The following is a 17077-nucleotide window of genomic DNA, read 5'->3' on the forward strand; positions in this document are numbered from 1 at the left end:
TTTCTTGCTGCCGTGAATTTACCAGGATTACTATTGTCTTACTCGTTGTATCGCCTAATGACAGATGAAGGGACTCGTTTTTTCCTTAAGCGTTACCCTATATTTTAATGTTTACAGGAAAAACCATGTCTTGCGCCTTTAAAAAGAATCTACTGCTTCCCCGCTATTGGGTGACCTGGTTTGGCCTGGCCATTCTTTGGTTAATCGTCCAACTACCTTATCCCGTTTTACATACGCTCGGCACCAGCGCAGGGCGGCTATCGCGTCGCTTCCTGAAGCGTCGGGAACATATCGCCCGGCGTAACATTGAGCTGTGCTTCCCGGAGATGTCCAGCGCGGCTCGTGAAAAGCTACTGGAAGAGAACTTTATGTCTCTCGGCATGGGGCTTATCGAAACGGGTATGGCGTGGTTCTGGAGCGATGAACGCGTTAAGAAGTGGTTTGACGTCGAAGGCATCGCCAATCTGAATAATGCGCTCAGCGCCGATAAAGGCGTGATGGTTGTTGGCATCCACTTTATGTCACTGGAGTTGGGCGGCCGAGCAATGGGCTTGTGTCGTCCGATGATGGCGACGTATCGCCCGCACAACAGCCCGCTTATGGAGTGGGTGCAGACTCGCGCTCGTCTGCGCTCGAATAAAGCGATGATCGACCGCCGTAATCTCTCCGGGCTGGTGCATGCGCTGAAATCCGGTGAGGCGGTGTGGTTTGCGCCGGATCAGGATTACGGCCCGAAGGGCAGCGTATTTGCGCCGTTTTTCTCGGTTCCACAGGCGGCGACGACTAATGGTACCTGGGTGCTGTCGCGCCTCTCCGGTTCAAAAATGCTGAGTATCAGTATGGTGCGCAAGCTGGATCGAAAAGGCTACAGCCTGCACATCAGTGAAGTGATGAATGATTACCCCGGCGAAGATAAACAGATTGCCGCCAGTTATATCAACAAGGTCATCGAACGAGAAATCCTGCGTGCACCAGAGCAATACCTGTGGGTGCATCGCCGGTTCAAAACCCGCCCGCTTGGCGAAACCTCGGTATATTAGTACAACACTTGCGCTCCACGCTTTCAAAATGACCGCAGTTGCGTTAACGTGAGCCGGATCATACTTTTTGTTGAAAGCGAAGGAGTGCAGCGTGTTCGCTGAGTTTGGTGTTTTGAATTATCTGACCTACCTGGTCGGGGCTATTTTTATCATACTCGTACCAGGTCCCAATACTTTTTTTGTACTGAAAACCGGTATCGCGCACGGCGTTAAGAAAGGATACCTTGCCGCCGCTGGCGTGTTTATCGGCGATGCGGTTCTGATGTTCCTGGCTTTTGCTGGCGTTGCGACGCTTATCAAAACGACCCCGGTGCTGTTTAATATTGTGCGCTATCTTGGCGCGATTTATCTGCTTTGGCTGGGCGCCAAAATGCTCTACTCGGTATTTAAACAGCGCGAGGGGCAAGATGCCGCCGATGCTGAGCCGGGGAGCGCCATCCTCAAACGCTCGTTAACCCTGAGCCTGACTAACCCGAAAGCGATTCTTTTCTATGTCTCTTTTTTCGTCCAGTTCATTGACGTTAATGCGACATCGCCGGGCATCGCGTTCTTTATCCTGGCGCTGACGCTGGAGATCATTAGCTTTGTCTACATGAGCTTCCTTATCCTTTCTGGCTCGTTTGTGACGCGCTATGTGAAAACCAAAAAGAAACTGGCGAAATTGGGCAACAGCCTTATCGGTCTGGTCTTTGTGGGTTTTGCCGCCCGCCTGGCGACGCTGCAGTCCTGATCCCGGAAACGATCTGCCAGCGATAATCGCTGTGTTGTAACAAAAACCCTTCAATTTTTATTGCATTGGTGTTACATATACAGCCGATTATCGCTCACAGAGAAGGGAACCCGGATGATTCTGCAAAAAATCCTCAGTAATAAAAACGGCAAGAAGTTTCTGTTGTCGATGGCGACAGTTTTTGCCATTGCGCTTGCCGTCGTGGGCCGCGCAACGTTCGGTGGCGTGGTGAGCGAGTACAACATGCCGTACTCGGAGTGGACAACCTCGATGTTCTTCCTGCAGGGGGCGATGGTGATGGTTTACAGTACCGTGTTCACCGTGTTATTTGCTATCCCGCTGGGCTTTCTGTTTTTAGGTTCTGACCGTCAGGACTAAATGCAAAAAAGGCGAACTCTTGTTCGCCTTTTTGAATGATCCTATCTGTTACCAGCCACGATCATGATGATGGTGGTGGTGGTGTCGATGATGATAACCATCATCCACGATACATCCCGATAACAGCGTGCACAGCGCAATAATCAACGGTAACACCATCGGTTTTTTCATTACTCACTTCTCCAGTTAATGCCCGCTTTGCTGCATAAACACAGCGAAGCGGCTGATGAAATGAGTGTATCGTCTTAACTTATTGAGTAGATAAGACAACTCCGCAATACCGGGGCGGCGGGAAAATTTGAGATTACCACCAGCCCAATTCGGTGCCGGCGACCACCACGATGGCGACAATAATCATAATGATGGTTGTCTTTTTCATCATGCCCCCCCTGGCGCCGCATAGCCGCCAACAAAAAACCAGCCCAGAAAGACCACGGCGACAATGAAAATCACCACCGGAAAAAGAATACCCAATTTCATGCTTAGTTCCTGTCTCTTAACGTAATGTTATCTATCATACTGGAAAGTTATGCTTTCTGGTCGATATCGAAAATGGTCAGCATGCGGCGTGCGTTTTTGTCGTGGTACATAGCCTCATCCGCTGCGCGTAGCGCCTGTTCAACGTCCATATTCTGCGGATCGACATCGATGACCCCAAAGCTGGCGCCAGGGTATTCTATACCGTGTCCGGCCAGGCGGTAACGCCCGGTAAGCTGCTGGCGCAGGTGGACAATAAACGCTTCCTGCTCAGGGGATTCAAGTGCCGGGCCAATGATTAAAAACTCATCGCCGCCGAGGCGGCCAACGGTATCTTCGTTACGTACGTTGGCACTTAATCGTTCACCTATCTGGATGAGAAAACTGTCGCCGCAGGGGTGGCCCAGTTTATCGTTAATCGCTTTAAAATCGTCGAGGTCGATAAAAATAAGCAGGAGCCTGCGCTGCTGGGCGCGAGCTTGGGTAAACAGCGTTTTAAGATGTTTAAACAACGCGCGGCGGTTGGCCAGACCGGTCAGTTCATCGGTATTGGAGTGCATCTCCAGCGCCGCATTTGCGCTACGCAGTTGCTGAACCAGCGTCTCTTTCTCCACGTAATGGGAGATCAGGCCGGCGAACAATGTCATTACCTGCTCGCCTTCCAGATTATAGGGCTGTTTGACGCGGCTTGTGGCGCACAACGTACCATATAACGAACCATCGGCAAGATGGACGGGAATACTAAAGAACGTGGCGATCCCGAGTTCCTGCGCGGCGGTGCAGGACCGCCAGCGTTGGCCAACCTCGTTGCAAAATATACAGTTATCATCGATTGCGCGTTTGCAAAGCGACTCGTCCCAGGGAACGGAAAAACCTTCCGGGATCTGCATTTCGCTGCTGTTGTGGGCATACATGACTAACTGGCGCTGCGCTTCTAAATCAATCCGCGTCAGGTATGTGGACTCCATACGAGTCACCAGTTCCAGCATTTCCAGCAGTTGTCGCACCAACGTTTCGAGCGTTCGTTCGGTAGCAAGCGTCTGTGAGACGCGGGCAAGAATGAAGTCTGACATGAATGAAACGGCCCCCGGAGGTTAGCGCAGTACTGCGAGCTGGCGCAGCGAACAGCTAATAACAAACATATTTATAACGAATGTATCACATTCAGCAGGGGGATATCTGCTATCGCGACGGTAAAAAAAAGCCCCATCGGGGGCATTTGTGATGCCCGGTACAGTTGGCTTTCAACAGTGCAATGCGGTTTGAGCGGCACGCAAGACCATTGAAAGCCATATTAAATTACCCGTGCGTGGACGCAATGTGGACATTTCCCACATTCACGCCACCCCTGAGCGGGTTAAGCGATATCGCGTCTTGCAGATACTCAGGGGCGAAATGAGCGTATGCCATTGTTTGCTCTATTCGCGCATGTCCGAGAATCCGCTGCAACGTAATAATACTCCCGCCGTTAATCATAAAATGCGTTGCGAAACTATGCCGTAACGCATGCGTTGACTGACCTGCCGGGAGATCTGGTTTTACTTCTTTCAGCACCTGCCTGAATCCATCGTAAGAAGCACCGGGGAATAAAATCCCGCACTTGCCTTCGGCAATGTATCGGGCGACTTCAGGGGAAACTGGAACGGTACGCTGTTTGTTGCCTTTTGTTTTAACGAACGTTATTCGATTCTGTATGATGTTTTCAGCCTTTAGCCGGGCTGCCTCCCCCCATCGCGCACCTGTGCTGAGGTAAAGAATGGCAATCTTTTTGTTGTCACCTTCCAGCCTTGAGAGCAGTAGCTCGATCTCGTCGTTCGTGAGATAGCCGGTTTCTGGTATCTCTTCCTTAAGCTTCTTCCTTCCACGAATAGGGTGCTCACCGAAATAAACCTCAGCTTCAATGAGGGCGGTAAACATCCCGCTGATGCTGTTCAAGTCGCGGTTAATGGTAGACGTCTTGATCCCTTGGCTACGCCGGGTGGCACAGTATTGGCTGATAACTGTTTTCGTAATCTGGAATGCACAGGGATCGCCGGTGATTCGTGAAAACAACTGGATTTTGCTCAAATCAATTCGCCCGTGTTCTTCATGCTTACCCTTCAGATTCCACCAAAGTGCGATCAGCTCTGACAGATGCCGCTTATCTGTCGGTTTTGATAACCAGTCTTTGTTGTGGTGGTTGTATAATGTGTGTTTCTCGAAGGCTAACGCCTCGCTCTTTTTCTCAAACTTCCTGCGGATACGTTTTCCATTACGCCCAGCAGGTCTGATGTCCACTTCGTATCGACCATCATCGAGTTTCTTAATACTCATAAGAAAACCCTCCGAGTGGTGCGTTTACTTTTTGCTCTTAACTCTTTGATGCTGTGTGAAGAATATTTTTCAACCAGTAACACGCATTTGTAATGCATGTGATCGCGGTGAATAGTTAACCAGTCTTTTGGTCTGAGTGCTGTGAGGTTGTTGCATCTTGCCCAAAGTGTGCGAGCGCCGGTGCGACTTGCCCGGATTCTGGAGAAATTTGGTCGGTCATAAACCAAAGGGCGTACTTGCTAAATCGCGGATGCTGGAGAATTTTCATCGCTATGTCAGTCGGTGGGATGGTTCTTCCGCTTACGTAAAGTGAAGGCATGGCGTGCAGGTGAGAAAGATAAACCAACTTCTGAATTTGTGTCAGTGTATAATCTGGTTGCTCGCTGGAGGAACTTGACTAAGAATTCATCTTAGAGAAAAGGAATCGTTAATGATAATTTCTTATACTAACTTTGGAGTACAAGAGGCCCGAAAGGCCTCTTTTGGAATGTTAATAAATAAGTAAAATAAACATATGCTATTTTTTTATGAAGTATTTCTCATGAGAGGAATGATGTTCGTTAAACGTATTTAATTGATTAATAAGTTTTCTCTCCCATAGTTTTTCTTTTTTTAGGCCAAACTCATCAAGTTTATGTAATCTATTTGTTTGTGAGTTGAATATAGCCTTGAAATTATCTAGGGAGACTATTTTTGAGCAAAAATGCGTTAATAGTTTTCTGGTTGTTGTAGAGGACGCATAGGCAATCTCTTCTTCGAAATTAGATATTTGTTGGAACAAAAAGATGGAGTGCTTCTTTGATTTTAGAAAGTTCAAATTATCCTTGAATCGCTGAATGTTATCTATTTTGTCCGTGTCAAAAATGATTAATATATCACTTTGTTCAGTAAGTGATGGAGCAATTTTTTTAATGTTATTGTTCCAAAGGTTAGCTTTTATCACTCTCTTTATAGGGTATTTTAGTTGAGACTTTAAATCATTTATTAAAAACTTCTCAGTCTCACCTTCAACAAGTACAATGGCATATTTATTCAGGCGCATCCATCAATCCTCAAAAAGAATTTCTTCAATTAAAGATACATCTGGAACTGTGCCAAAACAGTCATTTTTCACATATGCCAATAAATTTCTATCATTTTTTTTATATATTTCGGTTGCATCTACAAATGTAGTGATGCCATTTTGTTTTTTTGTGAACGTGAATGAATGAGCCGGAAGATCTAAACTAAGCACATCATAGTTATGAGTTGTGTAGAAAAATTGCCCATATCGGCAAAGCTTAGAAATAATTAAAGTGATGATCATTTTTTCTAATTCTGTGTGCGTAAATGCCATTTTTTCGTCTAAGTAATATATACCAGAACCTTTTTCCTCATACCCAATATCTGATTTTTGATCGGCAATAATGCTTCCAAGTAAATGGGAAATTTTTACCGCCTCATAAGTTCCTCTAGACAGGCGTTCCTTATTTGTAATCTCTCCCTCAAGATCTAAGATTACTTTATCATTGTTATGAAAAGTTATAGAATAACCTTGAATCTCTGATTCACCATCATCATCTTTTGAGGTGAGTTCAGCTACCGATTTAATAGTGTGGTCAAATGTTTTTAATACTGCCGAAAGAGCCGCAGTGTTTAATCTAGAGATATTATTTCCAATTTCTTCATTTTCGGAAAGAGCATAATGATAGCCGAAGAAAAAATCTTGATTTGCACAAGCATCTGTAAAGGCATCAGGGGAAAGAATTTGATTGCTAAAAAATATTGAGCTTCCTGATAATGATGGTTTTTTTTCATTCCATACCTTATCTAATCTTTTTGTGGCAGTTGCACAAGAGTCGTTTTTTCTTAGCGCGATACCAGCAACCGTTGTATTCTTCACAACGATCGGTTTTTTCTCTGCTTCTGAAATGAAAAAACCAACTCTATATAAAAAACCTTTATGAGATTGAAAAAAATCAGCCTCAATATAAGCTGGTTGGGATTTATCAGTAATGCTCAAATGTGATGTGTTTAAATTCTTATTATCTAAGAATTGTTGTATTGAAAACAGTACTCTACCAAGGGATGTTTTTCCTGAAGCATTTGCACCAGAAAGAATACAAACTTTTTTGAAATAAAATTTTTCATAACCATCAATATATTCACCCTCTAGTGAACTATTGACAGGTGGGCGAGAAAAACTCAGGTTCAATTCTGTATCCTTGAAGCAAAACAGGTTATCAATCTTGATTCGTGTGAATGCCATTTAGTTCCACCTTTTGGAAGTAAATCATTATTGAAATGATCCTTGCATTAAATTTAAAGTTAAGCAAGCGCTCCTTGAAATTTCTTGCATGGAAATGCACAAAAGTGAACAATTTTTGAAACGATGTTTTTGCTACGCAGCGCCAGCACTGGCGGGGCTTGGGCGGTCTGCACAAAGTGCACAAAAAAGGTCGGTTTAGCGCGCAGGCGAGGCGGGGGAGCAAGCGCGCGTAGAGGGGGTAAGGGAGGGGGGCGTATCGTTCGCCAGTCGCGTCCTGCCGCGCGCTGACTTCTGGTACAGATCCGGAGAGCGCGAGCGAGTGAACACGCCACAATGGCGCTGGCGGCTTCTGGTGAGATGTAGGGATTCGAAAGTGATTGAGCGGCCAGTGTGGCCGGATACTGATACGGGGTGGCGGGTACCGCACCGCTAGAAATGACGATGCGGCCTGGTGTTACTTCGTGCTTTCGAGCAGTGCGTAAGGATTGAAGCGGATCACCTCTTCGCCCAGCCAGTCGTTAACATGTTTCATGGCTTCCATGTAGGGCGTCAGCTCGTTGACGGCGAAGACGCGGGCCGCCTTCTCGATATCGCCAAATGATCCGTTGCCTTCAGGAATGGCGCCCATTAATTGAGGGGGCACCCGATGCGCGGCTAACATGTCATCGCGGGTGGAGGACTTCACCCCTACGAATTCATCCTTTGCCGATATCTGGCTGAACGGCAGGATCTGCACGGAGTCTTTGCCGCCGTTAGGGGCATGAAGAAGAATGTTCTTGAATGCCCCGCCGCATCGGGTGCGGGCTTTAAGGATGCGATCGATAATCAGTACTGGATAATCGCGAAAGCAGGGCATACGGTTGACGATAGCGGATTCAAAACCCGGCTGGAGCTTGAAGCGAAAATACCTGAATGGATTGCAGAAAGTGAGAGTTAGCGGCCATAATATGAGCGAGTTCAACTCCCGCCCCGGGAGGCCATCATGTTTAAGTGTCCTGTTTGTGGTGCCGTTGCAAAAACGCGTACCAGTCGCTCGTTAAGCAATACCACCGTTCGGCATTATCACCAGTGCCAGAATTTTGAATGTAGTATCACTTTCACCACGCTAAACAGCGTTGAAAAACTGGTAACAAAGCGCGCGCCGCGTGAGAAGTTGCCGCCGGGCTTTATCCCTTCAGATGCGTTTCCCGCATCACATTACGGTAATGATCAGCTCAGTTTTGCAATATGAAAAAGCCCCGCATTTGCGGGGTTAATTTCTTGTCAATCAGTAATAATCCGATAAAATCCAAATGTTTTGTAACAAATGAAACCAATAAATAACTATGGGGATTATTGCTATGGCTTTGGTTAGCTGCCCGGAATGCCGGAAGGAAGTGAGCGATTCAGCATTGAAGTGTCCATCTTGCGGTAAACAACTAAGAAAACCGCGTCGCTCAATTTTTGGGTTCCTAATAAAATGGATCTTCATTCTGTTTAATATCTTCATGATCTATGCCCTTTTTAAAGGATTAGGTGGCACAGGTGAGGTTATTAACCATGCCACAACGGAAGCTGAAAGGGCTGGGGCCGCTTTAGGTGCAGGTCTGGGGATGATGGCCATTGGTACTATTTGGGTTATTGGCGACATTGTCATTGGAATACTGGTGTTTCTTACAAGACCAAAGGGATAATCTCATGAAGAAAAGTTTTATTTTCATTGTGACTTTTTTGGCCTCTTCAGTGTCTTTGGTCGCTCATGCTCAAGGGGAACCAAGGGACTTTAAAGGAGTTCTTCAGTGCCGAACGATAGAGGATAGCTCTCAGCGTCTTTCTTGTTACGATAATTCGATCCCCCCGACACGAACGAAGAGCGCTAAAAAATTTGAAAGTAGAGATCAATGCCCTGACGAAAAAACGGACAAAGGGCGCCTGACCTGTTATGACAGATTTTTCTCACCAACGTTTAAACCAGCGAGTTCACCCAAAACCGCACCTTTAAGCCAAGAGGTTGGTAAGAACGAGGCGATCAATAAAGAAAGGCTCCTTGAATGCCGCTCAGAAATAAATGGCACCAAACGATTGGCATGTTATGACGAGCTTTTCCCTCAAGATGGAACAGAGGATGTTGTGCCTTCCTCAGTTGAGCCAGCCCCGAACCCTGGAAAGTGGCTGACTCATATAACAACTTCACCGGTTGATGATTCAAAAAATGTGGTTTTAATGCTACCTAGCAATGATTCCATTAGGACACCATACGGCGAGACCGTTACACCGACTATTTTTGTGGCTTGTCGTGAAAAGAAAACCGAAGTTTTTATTAATTGGGATGTGTACCTAGGACTAGAAGAAACGAGCATGCTTTACCGGTTTGATAAGCAAAAAGCTGTGGAAAGAGGATGGTCGATTTCTACTGATACAAAGGCCGTTTTCTACCGTGGAAGAGACATCGATTTTGTTAAAGCCATGATGAAAGCCGATAAGATGTTCGCAAGGATAACCCCATACAACGAAAGCCCGGTGTCGGTAACGTTTGATTTGTCGGGGCTTAATAGCGCCGTTAAGCCACTACAGCAGGCTTGTGGTTGGAAGTAGAGCGCTTGACCTATTAGAGTAAGCCACGGCAAGCCGTGGCTTTTTTGTCGATGTGGTCGTGATGTGGACAGTTGATGAAATAAATCCTTTTATTTCAGATGATTAAAATCTAAAAAAAAGCCCCATCGGGGGCGATGGGGCAAAACTCATTGATTATGGAATGATCTGTTCTCTGGTCAATTCGAGAACGAGCGCTACTCTAAAGGGCAAAAGTGTAGTTAAAATGGAGAAACCGTGGAGATTCAGGGCGAAAGGTCGCTTTGAATAAAACAGGAGTAATTATGAAGTGGATAGTAATGATGTTGCCGCTGATGCTAGCGGGCTGCGCTCAGTCACAACAGCCTGATGCGCCGCCGCCGCCAAATTCGATCGGCATGGCGAATCCGGCCGCCGTCTATTGCGACCAGAAGGGCGGTAAGCAGGTTCCGGTCCAGACACCTCAGGGCGTACGCACCGACTGTAAACTTCCCAGTGGCGAAACGCTCGATGAATGGGAACTGTGGCGGCGCGATCATCCGGCGAAGAAATAATTCGCTGCCGTTAGATTAAGCTTTTCAGCCACTCCGCCAGCACCAGCGCATGGTTTTGTTGCGTATCTTTGGCCGCGTAGAGCAGCGTTAAGGGTTGCTGATTGGCCAATTTGGCGAGCCGTAGCCCTTCATCGCGATGAGTTTCAAGCTCTTCGCGGTACTGCTGGCGGAAGTGAGAGAAGTCAATCGCTTCTCCGTGAAGAGCCTTGCGTAAATCGCTGGAAGGCGTCAGGGTTTTACACCATTCGTCATAATGCAAATCCTCTTTTTTTATTCCGCGTGGCCACAGGCGATCGACCAGCACGCGGTAACCATCGCTGGCCTCTGTAGGGTCATAAACGCGTTTACATTGAATCATCATTATTCTCCCGTCGTTATGTCTATCTGGCGGCTTGCCCGTGCCGTGTGCCGCTAAATAACCATTGTGTTCCGCGAATGATATCGCTAATCTGAGGTTCCTTGTGTTGCCCGATAATCCTCAGACATAAGGATCCTGCTATGAACACCCCTTTGCGCATTGCCCTTGTTGGCGATTATAACCCTGATGTGATTGCCCATAAGGCGATTCCGCTGGCTATCGATGACGCTGCCGCGGTTCTGGAACAACCGGTGAGTTATGACTGGATAGCCACCAGCGAGATTACCAGCGCAGACCGGCTCACCGATTATGACGCCATCTGGGTGGTTCCCGCCAGCCCGTATAAAAACGCCGAGGGCGCATTTATCGCCATTCGCTACGCCCGCGAAAATAGCATTCCGTTCCTCGGTACCTGCGGCGGTTTCCAGCACGCGATTATCGAATACGCCCGTAATGTTATGGGATGGCAGGATGCGGCGCACGCCGAAACCGATAGCGAAGGGCGAATGGTCATTGCGCCATTAAGCTGTTCGCTGGTGGAAAAATCAGACGCTATCGAGCTGCGCGCGAACACGCTGATTGCCCGCGCTTATGGCCGTGACAGCATTGAAGAGGGATATCATTGTAACTACGGCATTGCCGAAAGCTTTGCCCATGAACTGGAGCAGGGCACGCTGCGGGTGAGCGGTTGGGATGAGAACGGCGAGATCCGCGCCGTGGAGTTAACTACCCATCCGTTCTTCGTCGCCACGCTGTTCCAGCACGAGCGCAACGCGCTGGAAGGGCGTCCGGCGCCGCTGGTACAGGCTTTCCTGCACGCGGCCCGGCAATAAAAAATCGGCAGCCCTGGCTGCCGACTCTTGTGATTAATGAATTTCGCGCGCCCTTCCGGCAAGGGCGCCGAACAGCGCCATGACCACTGCGATGAGTGCGACGATGATTAACGGTATATGCCAGTCGCCGTAAGCATCATGGATTTTACCGATGAGCGGCGGTCCGCAGGCAGCCAGCAGATAACCAATAGTCTGCGCCATGCCGGAGAGGGCCGCGGCCTGATGCGCTGAGCTGGCGCGTAGACCAATAAACGTCAGGCCAAGGATCATGGTGGCGCCGGATCCGAAGCCAAAAATCAATGTCCAGATCACCGCCTGACCGGGCAGTAACCATAATCCCAGCGTGCTTATTACGCACATTAAGGCTACCAGCACGGCGATGCCGCGCTGATCTTTCAGGCGATGGAGTACCAGCGGGATGGCCAGGCCCGGCGCGGCGGTTGCCAACTGCAACAGGCCATGCAGAGAGCCAGCCTGCGCTTCGCTGTAGCCCATACTCTGCAGGATTGCGGGCAGCCAACCGACGATAACGTAATAGACCAGTGAGTTAATCCCAAGGAACAGCGTGACCTGCCACGCCAGCGCTGAACGCCAGATCCCCCGATTGTGCGCGGCACCCGATCCGGTCATCGGCGTGGTAGCCTGGCGGCGCGCCTGCGGCAGCCAGAGTAATAGCGCCAACAGCGGGAAAACCATCAGTAGCAGCAGTGCGCCGCGCCAACCAAAACCCGCCAGCGCCAGCGGTACCACCATCGCGGAACCTGCCGCCGCCGCTGCGCCCATGGTAATGGAGTAGGCGCCGGTCATACGGGCGACATGGCCGGAAAAATCACGCTTAATTAACCCTGGCAGCAGCACGTTGCCCAGCGCGATTCCGCAGCCAATGAGCGCCGTACCAATATACAGCCAGGCTGCTGAGGGGAGCGAACGTAATCCGATCCCGAGGCAAATAATCACCATCGCCAGCAGCAGGCTACGCTCTATGCCGAATCGGCGGGCGACGCCGGCCGCCAGCGGAGAGACCAGCCCGAAGGCCAGCAGCGGCAGGGTCGTGAGCAGCCCGGTTTGCGCCGTCGTCAGTTGGTATTCAGCGCGTATCGCATCCAGCAGTGGGGCGATACCGGTGAAAGTTACCCGTAGCGTGGCGGCGATAAATAAAATTCCGACAATCAGCAGCAGTTTGTTGCCGTTGGCAGAGGAAGAAACAGGACTCATAACGTTCTCAGACTAATAAACAGGGTCGTAACAATAGCCTGTTTAACAGTTGTTTGAATCAAGCTAAAATGACAGATTATCGCTAATATCGGACAATTTAATGATTGGACTGGGTTTAGACGGCTATGAACCAGACAGCGGACATGAAGCGGCGCTGGCGTTTCGCATTCAGGTGGTGGACGACGAGCAGTTCATTCCGCGCCATCAGCACCGCAAAGGTCAACTGATCCTCGCGTTGCACGGCGCTTTAACCTGCGAAGTGGATAACGCCATGTGGATGGTGCCGCCGCTGTATGCGGTGTGGGTTCCAGGCCTGCTTCCACACAGCAATCGCGCAACGCCAGGGGCACAGGTGTGCTTTTTGTTCATAGAACCGGGGGCGGCGCCGATGCCTGAGCATTGCTGCACGTTAAAAATCTCACCCTTGGTGCGAGAGTTGATTATGACCCTTGCGGAACGCGGCAGGGAGGCGCTTGACGCGCCGCCTACGCAGCGCCTGGTGCAGGTATTATTTGATGAGCTACCGCAACAACCGCAGGAACATCTGCAATTGCCGGTTTCAGGACATCCGAAGATCCGCCGGATGGCCGACACCATGGCCCGCGATCCGGCGCACTGGCAGACGCTCTCGCAGTGGGCGGCGGCGTTCGCTATGAGCGAACGCAACCTGGCGCGGCTGGTGGTGCGGGAGACCGGGCTTAGCTTTCGCCGCTGGCGGCACCAGCTGCAGCTGATCCTGGCGCTGCAGATGCTGGTGCGTGGACAGACGGTACAGCAAACCGCCCAGACGCTTGGTTATGATTCAACAACCGCCTTTATCACCATGTTCAAAAAAGGGTTAGGGCAAACGCCGGGCCGCTACCACGCCAGTTTGGCTAAGCCTTTCCGATAAAAAGCGAAATAATACCGGCGGCGATAAGCGGCCCGACCGGGACGCCGCGAAATAGCGCCACGCCCAGCACGGTACCCACCAGTAGCCCGGCGACCAGTTGAGGCTGCGAACCCATGAGCGCGACTCCGCGTCCGCCAAGCCACGAGACGAACACGCCCACGGCAATCGCCAGCAGTGATTTCCAGTTCACAAAAGAGTGTAACAGTGTCGAGGGCGGTAGCGTTCCGCTGGCGATGGGAGCCATCACGCCGATGGTCAGAATGATGATACCGATGCTCAGCCCCTGCTTTTCAATCCAGGGGAAGAAAACGTTAAGCGGCGTCACCCGTACGATGATGAGCACCAGTATTGAGATAGCGACAGTGGTGTTATGGCTGATAAAGCCGAGTGCCGCCAGCCCCAGCAAAATAAACAGGGTTGTATCGAACATGCCAGAGGTCCTTGCCAAAATAAAAAAAGAAAACCTGCTTACTCTACGCATAATCGCGTGAATAAACAGGCTCTTAATTTATTTGCTGCAAATAAGGCTACCAGCGCCGCCCGCGAACCTTGTCGCATACCGGTGATGCGCTAAATGACGCGACGGAACGCGACCAGCTCAGGGCGGGCGATACGCAGATAATCGTCGGTATTCATAATGATCGATTTTTCCAGCAGGCCGGCATTAAAGGCTATCTCTGTAAAACGTTCGAACAGCAACGGGTCGGCGACCAGTTTTAGCTTAGGGTGGAAGCTAAACGGCGGAATGGCGCCGAATACGCAGGCGGTAAGGGCATCGACTTCTGCCGGGCTGGCGAGTGAGGCTTTATTGCCGCCGATATGCTGCGCCAGGCGAGATAAATCGGCCTGCTGATCGGCGGCAAGGATAGCCAGCACGTGCTGGTTTACCCCATTACCTTTCACTTTACAGACCAGCGCTTTGGCGCCCTGTCCCAGCGCGGTACCGCGGATTGCAGATACGGCTTCACATTTACCAACGGCTTCATGTTCCATGACCCGATAGCGGGCCTGTTGCTCATCAAGGAGGCGGCATAATTGCTGGTGTATGTCGGCGGTCTCTGGCGATTGCATGTTGCGATGGTTCCTCTACAGAAAAGGCAAAGCTTAACCCCGCGCGGCGGTAATGAAAACTTATCTGCGAATGCCGGGGCTTTTTTTCTGCTTTTTGTTCATATACAGGCGCGCATCGGCAGCTTTCATTGCTTCGCTGAGCGACTGTTCTGGCGCAAGACTTTCTGCGCCCCAGGAGAAATCGACGCGCTGTTGATGGTCATGAATCGCCAGATATTGCCGGATCCTCGCCGGGATATTTTCCGCTTCAGCTTCCGGATAATCGATCAGAATTAGAAAGAACTCATCGCCTCCTAAGCGCACGCCATAATCGCTGCTACGAATGGATGCGGAAATAGCCTGCGCCAGTAGAATAATCGCTTCGTCGCCGGCGTTATGCCCCCAGGTATCGTTGATCTTTTTCAGTCCATCGCAGTCAAGGGCCATCGTTACCACGTTAACCCCTTGCGCGGTAAGTCGTTGCAGGCGCGACTCCAGCATCGGGGTAAGGATTTTACGATTATAAAGGCCGGTCATGGTATCGCTGATATTCTCTTTCGATACCGAGTTATAAAGGCGGAAATGAACCCGCACCAGATGCAATAATGCGGCGGTAGAGAGTAAATAAAACAGGAAGAGTTTCCATGAACTAAGCAGAAAATACATAACATCCAGAGACAGCGTTATCCGTAAGTTTTCTGCTACCTGATGGGTGTAATGGGCGTAATTCAACAGGTGCGTTTTACTATGATGTACCTCAATGAGTGCGCCGGTATCGGAATCCTTCAAGGTAATATCCAGATAGCGCCACACCAAAGGTCGGTCGCTGGTGTATAACAAGGCCTCAATCTCTTGCGCGGTCACATCGACCATCACTACGCCTTTCAGCTTATCCTTGAAATACACTGGCGTTAAAAACGATAAAATATTCTTTCCCGTCATCGCATCAACATACACGGTTGAGATGAGCGAACGACCCTGTTCTAAACCATCAAGGCTGGCCTGGCTAATACCCAGTTTACTGTCCTGAAGAAAATTCCAGTTCTGTATCGGATTACTTTTAATTCTGACAGGCGCATAAAAGTAGATGTATTTATTTACCAGGTCTATGTAATAGCGAAAGCGTTTTTCTGATTTGAGCGTCGCAGGAACCTCTGGCTGCCAGCTATCATTTTTGGCAACCGCGCGATCGAATGCCTGGAGTGCAGGAATATCGCCCCGCCACTTGCCGCAGTCGGCATGCGCGGCGCTTAGCGTGCCATGCAACTGGGGATAGGTATATCCGGCGATATTCAAACCACTGACATCCCCGTTGTGTTGTACGCTATCGCAGACCTGTTCTACCTCTGTTTGGTTTGGGGGAGTATCCAGCTTACGCAGAAACTGAGAGATGATGAGTTGATTCTGATACTTATCATAGAGAAAGGTCGATTCTCCTTTTTCTATGATGTATCGCATATAGCCTGACATATCGCGGTGGGTAGCGATTAATTCGTATACAAGAAAAGAAGACGTCAACACCACAACGCCTGCGGAAATAACATGTCGCAGTAATTTATTCTGTAATTTCATGATGTTTGGATTCGTCTTACCCGTTTAGCTGATTTTATCATAGTGGATAAACAGGCTACCAGAGCGTGGGTGAACGAACGGCTGGTCAGATTAACTATGCTGACAGGTAGTGTAGGTGTGGAGAATGAGGCAGGGCAGACTAACTAAAATGCGGCACTCTTCATGACGCGTGTCTGAAGAGTGCGCAGGACTGGCCAAAGGCCACTCATGAGGCGGCGGAGGCAAACATTTTGCTTCCGGCGAGTTGTGACATGACAGGCTGATAAACATCGATAGATTCGATATTGTCAAAAGTCACCATGTCGGATTTGCAAAAAATGCATTTCGCGCCGAAGGGGTTTTTTTCGCTCACGTCAAAATGTGAGGTTCTGTATTGTGACCCATGGCAGCACGGGCATCGGAAATGAATATTGTTAATCATAATTTTATCCTTTTATATTATTATGTTTTTTTACATTTTGTCACTTACCCACAGATGAATATGTAAATTTCTGGTGGGCTGAACTGCAAAACGGAAAAATATTTTGCGTTACTACTAAAAATAGCATAGGTGACAGATTATGTTATCAATTTATGCCATTTTGTGTTGATTTGAATGAGATGCTTCTTATTTATCTACTCAGGTCAAAGCCGTCATCGTTATCGTAAATCAGAAGTTCGCATCAAATTTAGCCGGCGTTTAACCGTTTTACTAAGTCATTACTCTTATTAGTCATCTTCTATCCAGGTTTTTAATGTATCAAAGCATACAGGATTTGATTTGCAGAAGAATCTTAATACTATTGGAGAGACTCAGGAAAGGTGGTATCAGCGATAGCGCCTGGAGGTGTGAGTAACTGCTTGGGTAATATCTTTCTGTCTTTCAAA

At 49.0% G+C, this 17077-nt stretch carries 22 protein-coding genes and 3 pseudogenes; 10 read left to right on the forward strand and 15 right to left on the reverse strand.

The window, feature by feature from the left end:
• Nucleotides 1-125: 125 nt before the first annotated feature.
• The 3 genes from lpxP (at nucleotide 126) to ABLU80_RS07125 (ending at nucleotide 2148) form a co-directional block, all read left to right on the forward strand.
• Nucleotides 126-1040 (forward strand): kdo(2)-lipid IV(A) palmitoleoyltransferase, encoded by a 915-nt coding sequence (gene lpxP / locus ABLU80_RS07115; RefSeq protein ID WP_015366130.1) that lies wholly within the window; start codon nucleotides 126-128, stop codon nucleotides 1038-1040.
• A gap of 91 nt (nucleotides 1041-1131) precedes the next feature.
• Nucleotides 1132-1770: a leucine efflux protein LeuE gene (gene leuE / locus ABLU80_RS07120; RefSeq protein ID WP_045411280.1), complete on the forward strand. Its 639-nt coding sequence runs from the start codon at nucleotides 1132-1134 to the stop codon at nucleotides 1768-1770.
• Between the two features lie 114 nt (nucleotides 1771-1884).
• A complete protein-coding gene (locus tag ABLU80_RS07125; protein WP_015366132.1) occupies nucleotides 1885-2148 on the forward strand; it encodes a DUF2534 family protein in 264 nt (87 codons plus the stop codon).
• A gap of 48 nt (nucleotides 2149-2196) precedes the next feature.
• Here the strand turns inward: ABLU80_RS07125 and ABLU80_RS07130 are convergent, their stop codons facing one another.
• The 9 genes and pseudogenes from ABLU80_RS07130 to ABLU80_RS07170 form a co-directional block, all read right to left on the reverse strand.
• A complete protein-coding gene (locus tag ABLU80_RS07130; protein WP_015366133.1) occupies nucleotides 2197-2319 on the reverse strand; it encodes a hypothetical protein in 123 nt (40 codons plus the stop codon).
• 133 nt (nucleotides 2320-2452) lie between these two features.
• Nucleotides 2453-2527 (reverse strand): protein YoaJ, encoded by a 75-nt coding sequence (yoaJ, locus tag ABLU80_RS07135; protein ID WP_100279139.1) that lies wholly within the window; start codon nucleotides 2525-2527, stop codon nucleotides 2453-2455.
• On the reverse strand, nucleotides 2527-2628 hold the full coding sequence (locus ABLU80_RS07140; RefSeq protein WP_015705794.1) for a YoaK family small membrane protein: 102 nt from the start codon (nucleotides 2626-2628) through the stop codon (nucleotides 2527-2529). The genes yoaJ and ABLU80_RS07140 overlap by 1 nt, the downstream gene beginning before the upstream one ends.
• A 47-nt stretch (nucleotides 2629-2675) precedes the next feature.
• Complete coding sequence (locus ABLU80_RS07145) at nucleotides 2676-3698, reverse strand: sensor domain-containing diguanylate cyclase (RefSeq protein ID WP_049034592.1); 1023 nt, start codon at nucleotides 3696-3698, stop codon at nucleotides 2676-2678.
• 226 nt (nucleotides 3699-3924) lie between these two features.
• Complete coding sequence (locus tag ABLU80_RS07150) at nucleotides 3925-4938, reverse strand: tyrosine-type recombinase/integrase (RefSeq protein WP_348849854.1); 1014 nt, start codon at nucleotides 4936-4938, stop codon at nucleotides 3925-3927.
• A 115-nt stretch (nucleotides 4939-5053) separates the two neighbouring features.
• Nucleotides 5054-5239, reverse strand: a pseudogene (locus ABLU80_RS07155) (transcriptional regulator); the annotation flags it as partial.
• 216 nt (nucleotides 5240-5455) lie between these two features.
• Nucleotides 5456-5980 (reverse strand): hypothetical protein, encoded by a 525-nt coding sequence (locus ABLU80_RS07160; RefSeq protein ID WP_348849855.1) that lies wholly within the window; start codon nucleotides 5978-5980, stop codon nucleotides 5456-5458.
• Between the two features lie 3 nt (nucleotides 5981-5983).
• Entirely contained in the window at nucleotides 5984-7186 is a 1203-nt protein-coding gene (locus ABLU80_RS07165) for an AAA family ATPase (protein ID WP_348849856.1), read from the reverse strand.
• Between the two features lie 454 nt (nucleotides 7187-7640).
• Nucleotides 7641-7985, reverse strand: a pseudogene (locus tag ABLU80_RS07170) (phage portal protein); the annotation flags it as partial.
• A 3-nt stretch (nucleotides 7986-7988) separates the two neighbouring features.
• On the opposite strand from ABLU80_RS07170, the pseudogene ABLU80_RS07175 reads away from it, so the two are divergent.
• The 5 genes and pseudogenes from ABLU80_RS07175 to ABLU80_RS07195 form a co-directional block, all read left to right on the forward strand.
• Nucleotides 7989-8123 (forward strand): annotated as a pseudogene (locus tag ABLU80_RS07175) (phage late control D family protein); the annotation flags it as partial.
• A gap of 45 nt (nucleotides 8124-8168) precedes the next feature.
• On the forward strand, nucleotides 8169-8417 hold the full coding sequence (locus ABLU80_RS07180; protein WP_032705887.1) for an ogr/Delta-like zinc finger family protein: 249 nt from the start codon (nucleotides 8169-8171) through the stop codon (nucleotides 8415-8417).
• A 109-nt stretch (nucleotides 8418-8526) separates the two neighbouring features.
• A complete protein-coding gene (locus ABLU80_RS07185) occupies nucleotides 8527-8859 on the forward strand; it encodes a zinc-ribbon domain-containing protein (protein ID WP_116289345.1) in 333 nt (110 codons plus the stop codon).
• A gap of 4 nt (nucleotides 8860-8863) precedes the next feature.
• Nucleotides 8864-9760: a type VI secretion system-associated protein TagO gene (locus tag ABLU80_RS07190; RefSeq protein ID WP_348849857.1), complete on the forward strand. Its 897-nt coding sequence runs from the start codon at nucleotides 8864-8866 to the stop codon at nucleotides 9758-9760.
• 281 nt (nucleotides 9761-10041) lie between these two features.
• Nucleotides 10042-10290 carry a DUF333 domain-containing protein gene (locus ABLU80_RS07195; protein ID WP_015366135.1) on the forward strand — a complete coding sequence of 83 codons (249 nt, stop codon included), beginning with the start codon at nucleotides 10042-10044 and terminating at the stop codon, nucleotides 10288-10290.
• Nucleotides 10291-10300: 10 nt separating this feature from the next.
• Here ABLU80_RS07195 and ABLU80_RS07200 read toward each other — a convergent pair whose 3' ends face one another.
• Nucleotides 10301-10648 carry a DUF488 domain-containing protein gene (locus ABLU80_RS07200; protein ID WP_015705791.1) on the reverse strand — a complete coding sequence of 116 codons (348 nt, stop codon included), beginning with the start codon at nucleotides 10646-10648 and terminating at the stop codon, nucleotides 10301-10303.
• A 140-nt stretch (nucleotides 10649-10788) separates the two neighbouring features.
• Here ABLU80_RS07200 and ABLU80_RS07205 point away from each other — a divergent pair, with 140 nt between their 5' ends.
• A complete protein-coding gene (locus tag ABLU80_RS07205) occupies nucleotides 10789-11481 on the forward strand; it encodes a CTP synthase (protein WP_285177712.1) in 693 nt (230 codons plus the stop codon).
• A gap of 33 nt (nucleotides 11482-11514) precedes the next feature.
• On the opposite strand, the gene ABLU80_RS07210 is transcribed toward ABLU80_RS07205, so the two are convergent.
• Nucleotides 11515-12696, reverse strand: a complete 1182-nt coding sequence (locus ABLU80_RS07210) for a CynX/NimT family MFS transporter (protein WP_285177713.1) — start codon at nucleotides 12694-12696, stop codon at nucleotides 11515-11517.
• Between the two features lie 100 nt (nucleotides 12697-12796).
• Between ABLU80_RS07210 and ABLU80_RS07215 the strand changes: the two genes are divergently transcribed.
• Entirely contained in the window at nucleotides 12797-13588 is a 792-nt protein-coding gene (locus ABLU80_RS07215) for a helix-turn-helix transcriptional regulator (RefSeq protein ID WP_015366139.1), read from the forward strand.
• Here ABLU80_RS07215 and ABLU80_RS07220 read toward each other — a convergent pair.
• The 4 genes from ABLU80_RS07220 to ABLU80_RS07235 form a co-directional block, all read right to left on the reverse strand.
• The gene (locus ABLU80_RS07220; protein ID WP_348849858.1) at nucleotides 13572-14018 is read right to left on the reverse strand and encodes a DUF441 domain-containing protein; all 447 of its coding nucleotides are present in this window, start codon (nucleotides 14016-14018) and stop codon (nucleotides 13572-13574) included. The genes ABLU80_RS07215 and ABLU80_RS07220 overlap by 17 nt on opposite strands.
• A gap of 140 nt (nucleotides 14019-14158) precedes the next feature.
• Nucleotides 14159-14659, reverse strand: coding sequence for a YbaK/prolyl-tRNA synthetase associated domain-containing protein (locus ABLU80_RS07225; RefSeq protein WP_020078533.1), 501 nt, complete (start codon nucleotides 14657-14659; stop codon nucleotides 14159-14161).
• A gap of 60 nt (nucleotides 14660-14719) precedes the next feature.
• A complete protein-coding gene (gene dgcJ, locus ABLU80_RS07230; RefSeq protein WP_348849859.1) occupies nucleotides 14720-16210 on the reverse strand; it encodes a diguanylate cyclase DgcJ in 1491 nt (496 codons plus the stop codon).
• Between the two features lie 205 nt (nucleotides 16211-16415).
• Entirely contained in the window at nucleotides 16416-16631 is a 216-nt protein-coding gene (locus ABLU80_RS07235; RefSeq protein WP_041165555.1) for a hypothetical protein, read from the reverse strand.
• Nucleotides 16632-17077 lie beyond the last annotated feature (446 nt).

Source organism: Klebsiella sp. CN_Kp104, from assembly GCF_040064515.1.
Classification (GTDB): domain Bacteria; phylum Pseudomonadota; class Gammaproteobacteria; order Enterobacterales; family Enterobacteriaceae; genus Klebsiella; species Klebsiella aerogenes.

Bases quoted from the DNA above. Each gene is read 5' to 3' on its own strand.
- ABLU80_RS07235 (WP_041165555.1), bottom strand. From the start codon at position 16,631: ATGATTAACAATATTCATTTCCGATGCCCGTGCTGCCATGGGTCACAA.
- ABLU80_RS07160 (WP_348849855.1), bottom strand. From the start codon at position 5,980: ATGCGCCTGAATAAATATGCCATTGTACTTGTTGAAGGTGAGACTGAG.
- ABLU80_RS07210 (WP_285177713.1), bottom strand. From the start codon at position 12,696: ATGAGTCCTGTTTCTTCCTCTGCCAACGGCAACAAACTGCTGCTGATT.
- ABLU80_RS07215 (WP_015366139.1), top strand. From the start codon at position 12,797: ATGATTGGACTGGGTTTAGACGGCTATGAACCAGACAGCGGACATGAA.
- ABLU80_RS07190 (WP_348849857.1), top strand. From the start codon at position 8,864: ATGAAGAAAAGTTTTATTTTCATTGTGACTTTTTTGGCCTCTTCAGTG.
- ABLU80_RS07130 (WP_015366133.1), bottom strand. From the start codon at position 2,319: ATGAAAAAACCGATGGTGTTACCGTTGATTATTGCGCTGTGCACGCTG.
- ABLU80_RS07180 (WP_032705887.1), top strand. From the start codon at position 8,169: ATGTTTAAGTGTCCTGTTTGTGGTGCCGTTGCAAAAACGCGTACCAGT.
- ABLU80_RS07125 (WP_015366132.1), top strand. From the start codon at position 1,885: ATGATTCTGCAAAAAATCCTCAGTAATAAAAACGGCAAGAAGTTTCTG.
- dgcJ (WP_348849859.1), bottom strand. From the start codon at position 16,210: ATGAAATTACAGAATAAATTACTGCGACATGTTATTTCCGCAGGCGTT.
- ABLU80_RS07185 (WP_116289345.1), top strand. From the start codon at position 8,527: ATGGCTTTGGTTAGCTGCCCGGAATGCCGGAAGGAAGTGAGCGATTCA.
- ABLU80_RS07225 (WP_020078533.1), bottom strand. From the start codon at position 14,659: ATGCAATCGCCAGAGACCGCCGACATACACCAGCAATTATGCCGCCTC.
- ABLU80_RS07165 (WP_348849856.1), bottom strand. From the start codon at position 7,186: ATGGCATTCACACGAATCAAGATTGATAACCTGTTTTGCTTCAAGGAT.
- ABLU80_RS07195 (WP_015366135.1), top strand. From the start codon at position 10,042: ATGAAGTGGATAGTAATGATGTTGCCGCTGATGCTAGCGGGCTGCGCT.
- ABLU80_RS07140 (WP_015705794.1), bottom strand. From the start codon at position 2,628: ATGAAATTGGGTATTCTTTTTCCGGTGGTGATTTTCATTGTCGCCGTG.
- lpxP (WP_015366130.1), top strand. From the start codon at position 126: ATGTCTTGCGCCTTTAAAAAGAATCTACTGCTTCCCCGCTATTGGGTG.
- ABLU80_RS07205 (WP_285177712.1), top strand. From the start codon at position 10,789: ATGAACACCCCTTTGCGCATTGCCCTTGTTGGCGATTATAACCCTGAT.
- ABLU80_RS07145 (WP_049034592.1), bottom strand. From the start codon at position 3,698: ATGTCAGACTTCATTCTTGCCCGCGTCTCACAGACGCTTGCTACCGAA.
- ABLU80_RS07200 (WP_015705791.1), bottom strand. From the start codon at position 10,648: ATGATTCAATGTAAACGCGTTTATGACCCTACAGAGGCCAGCGATGGT.
- ABLU80_RS07150 (WP_348849854.1), bottom strand. From the start codon at position 4,938: ATGAGTATTAAGAAACTCGATGATGGTCGATACGAAGTGGACATCAGA.
- ABLU80_RS07220 (WP_348849858.1), bottom strand. From the start codon at position 14,018: ATGTTCGATACAACCCTGTTTATTTTGCTGGGGCTGGCGGCACTCGGC.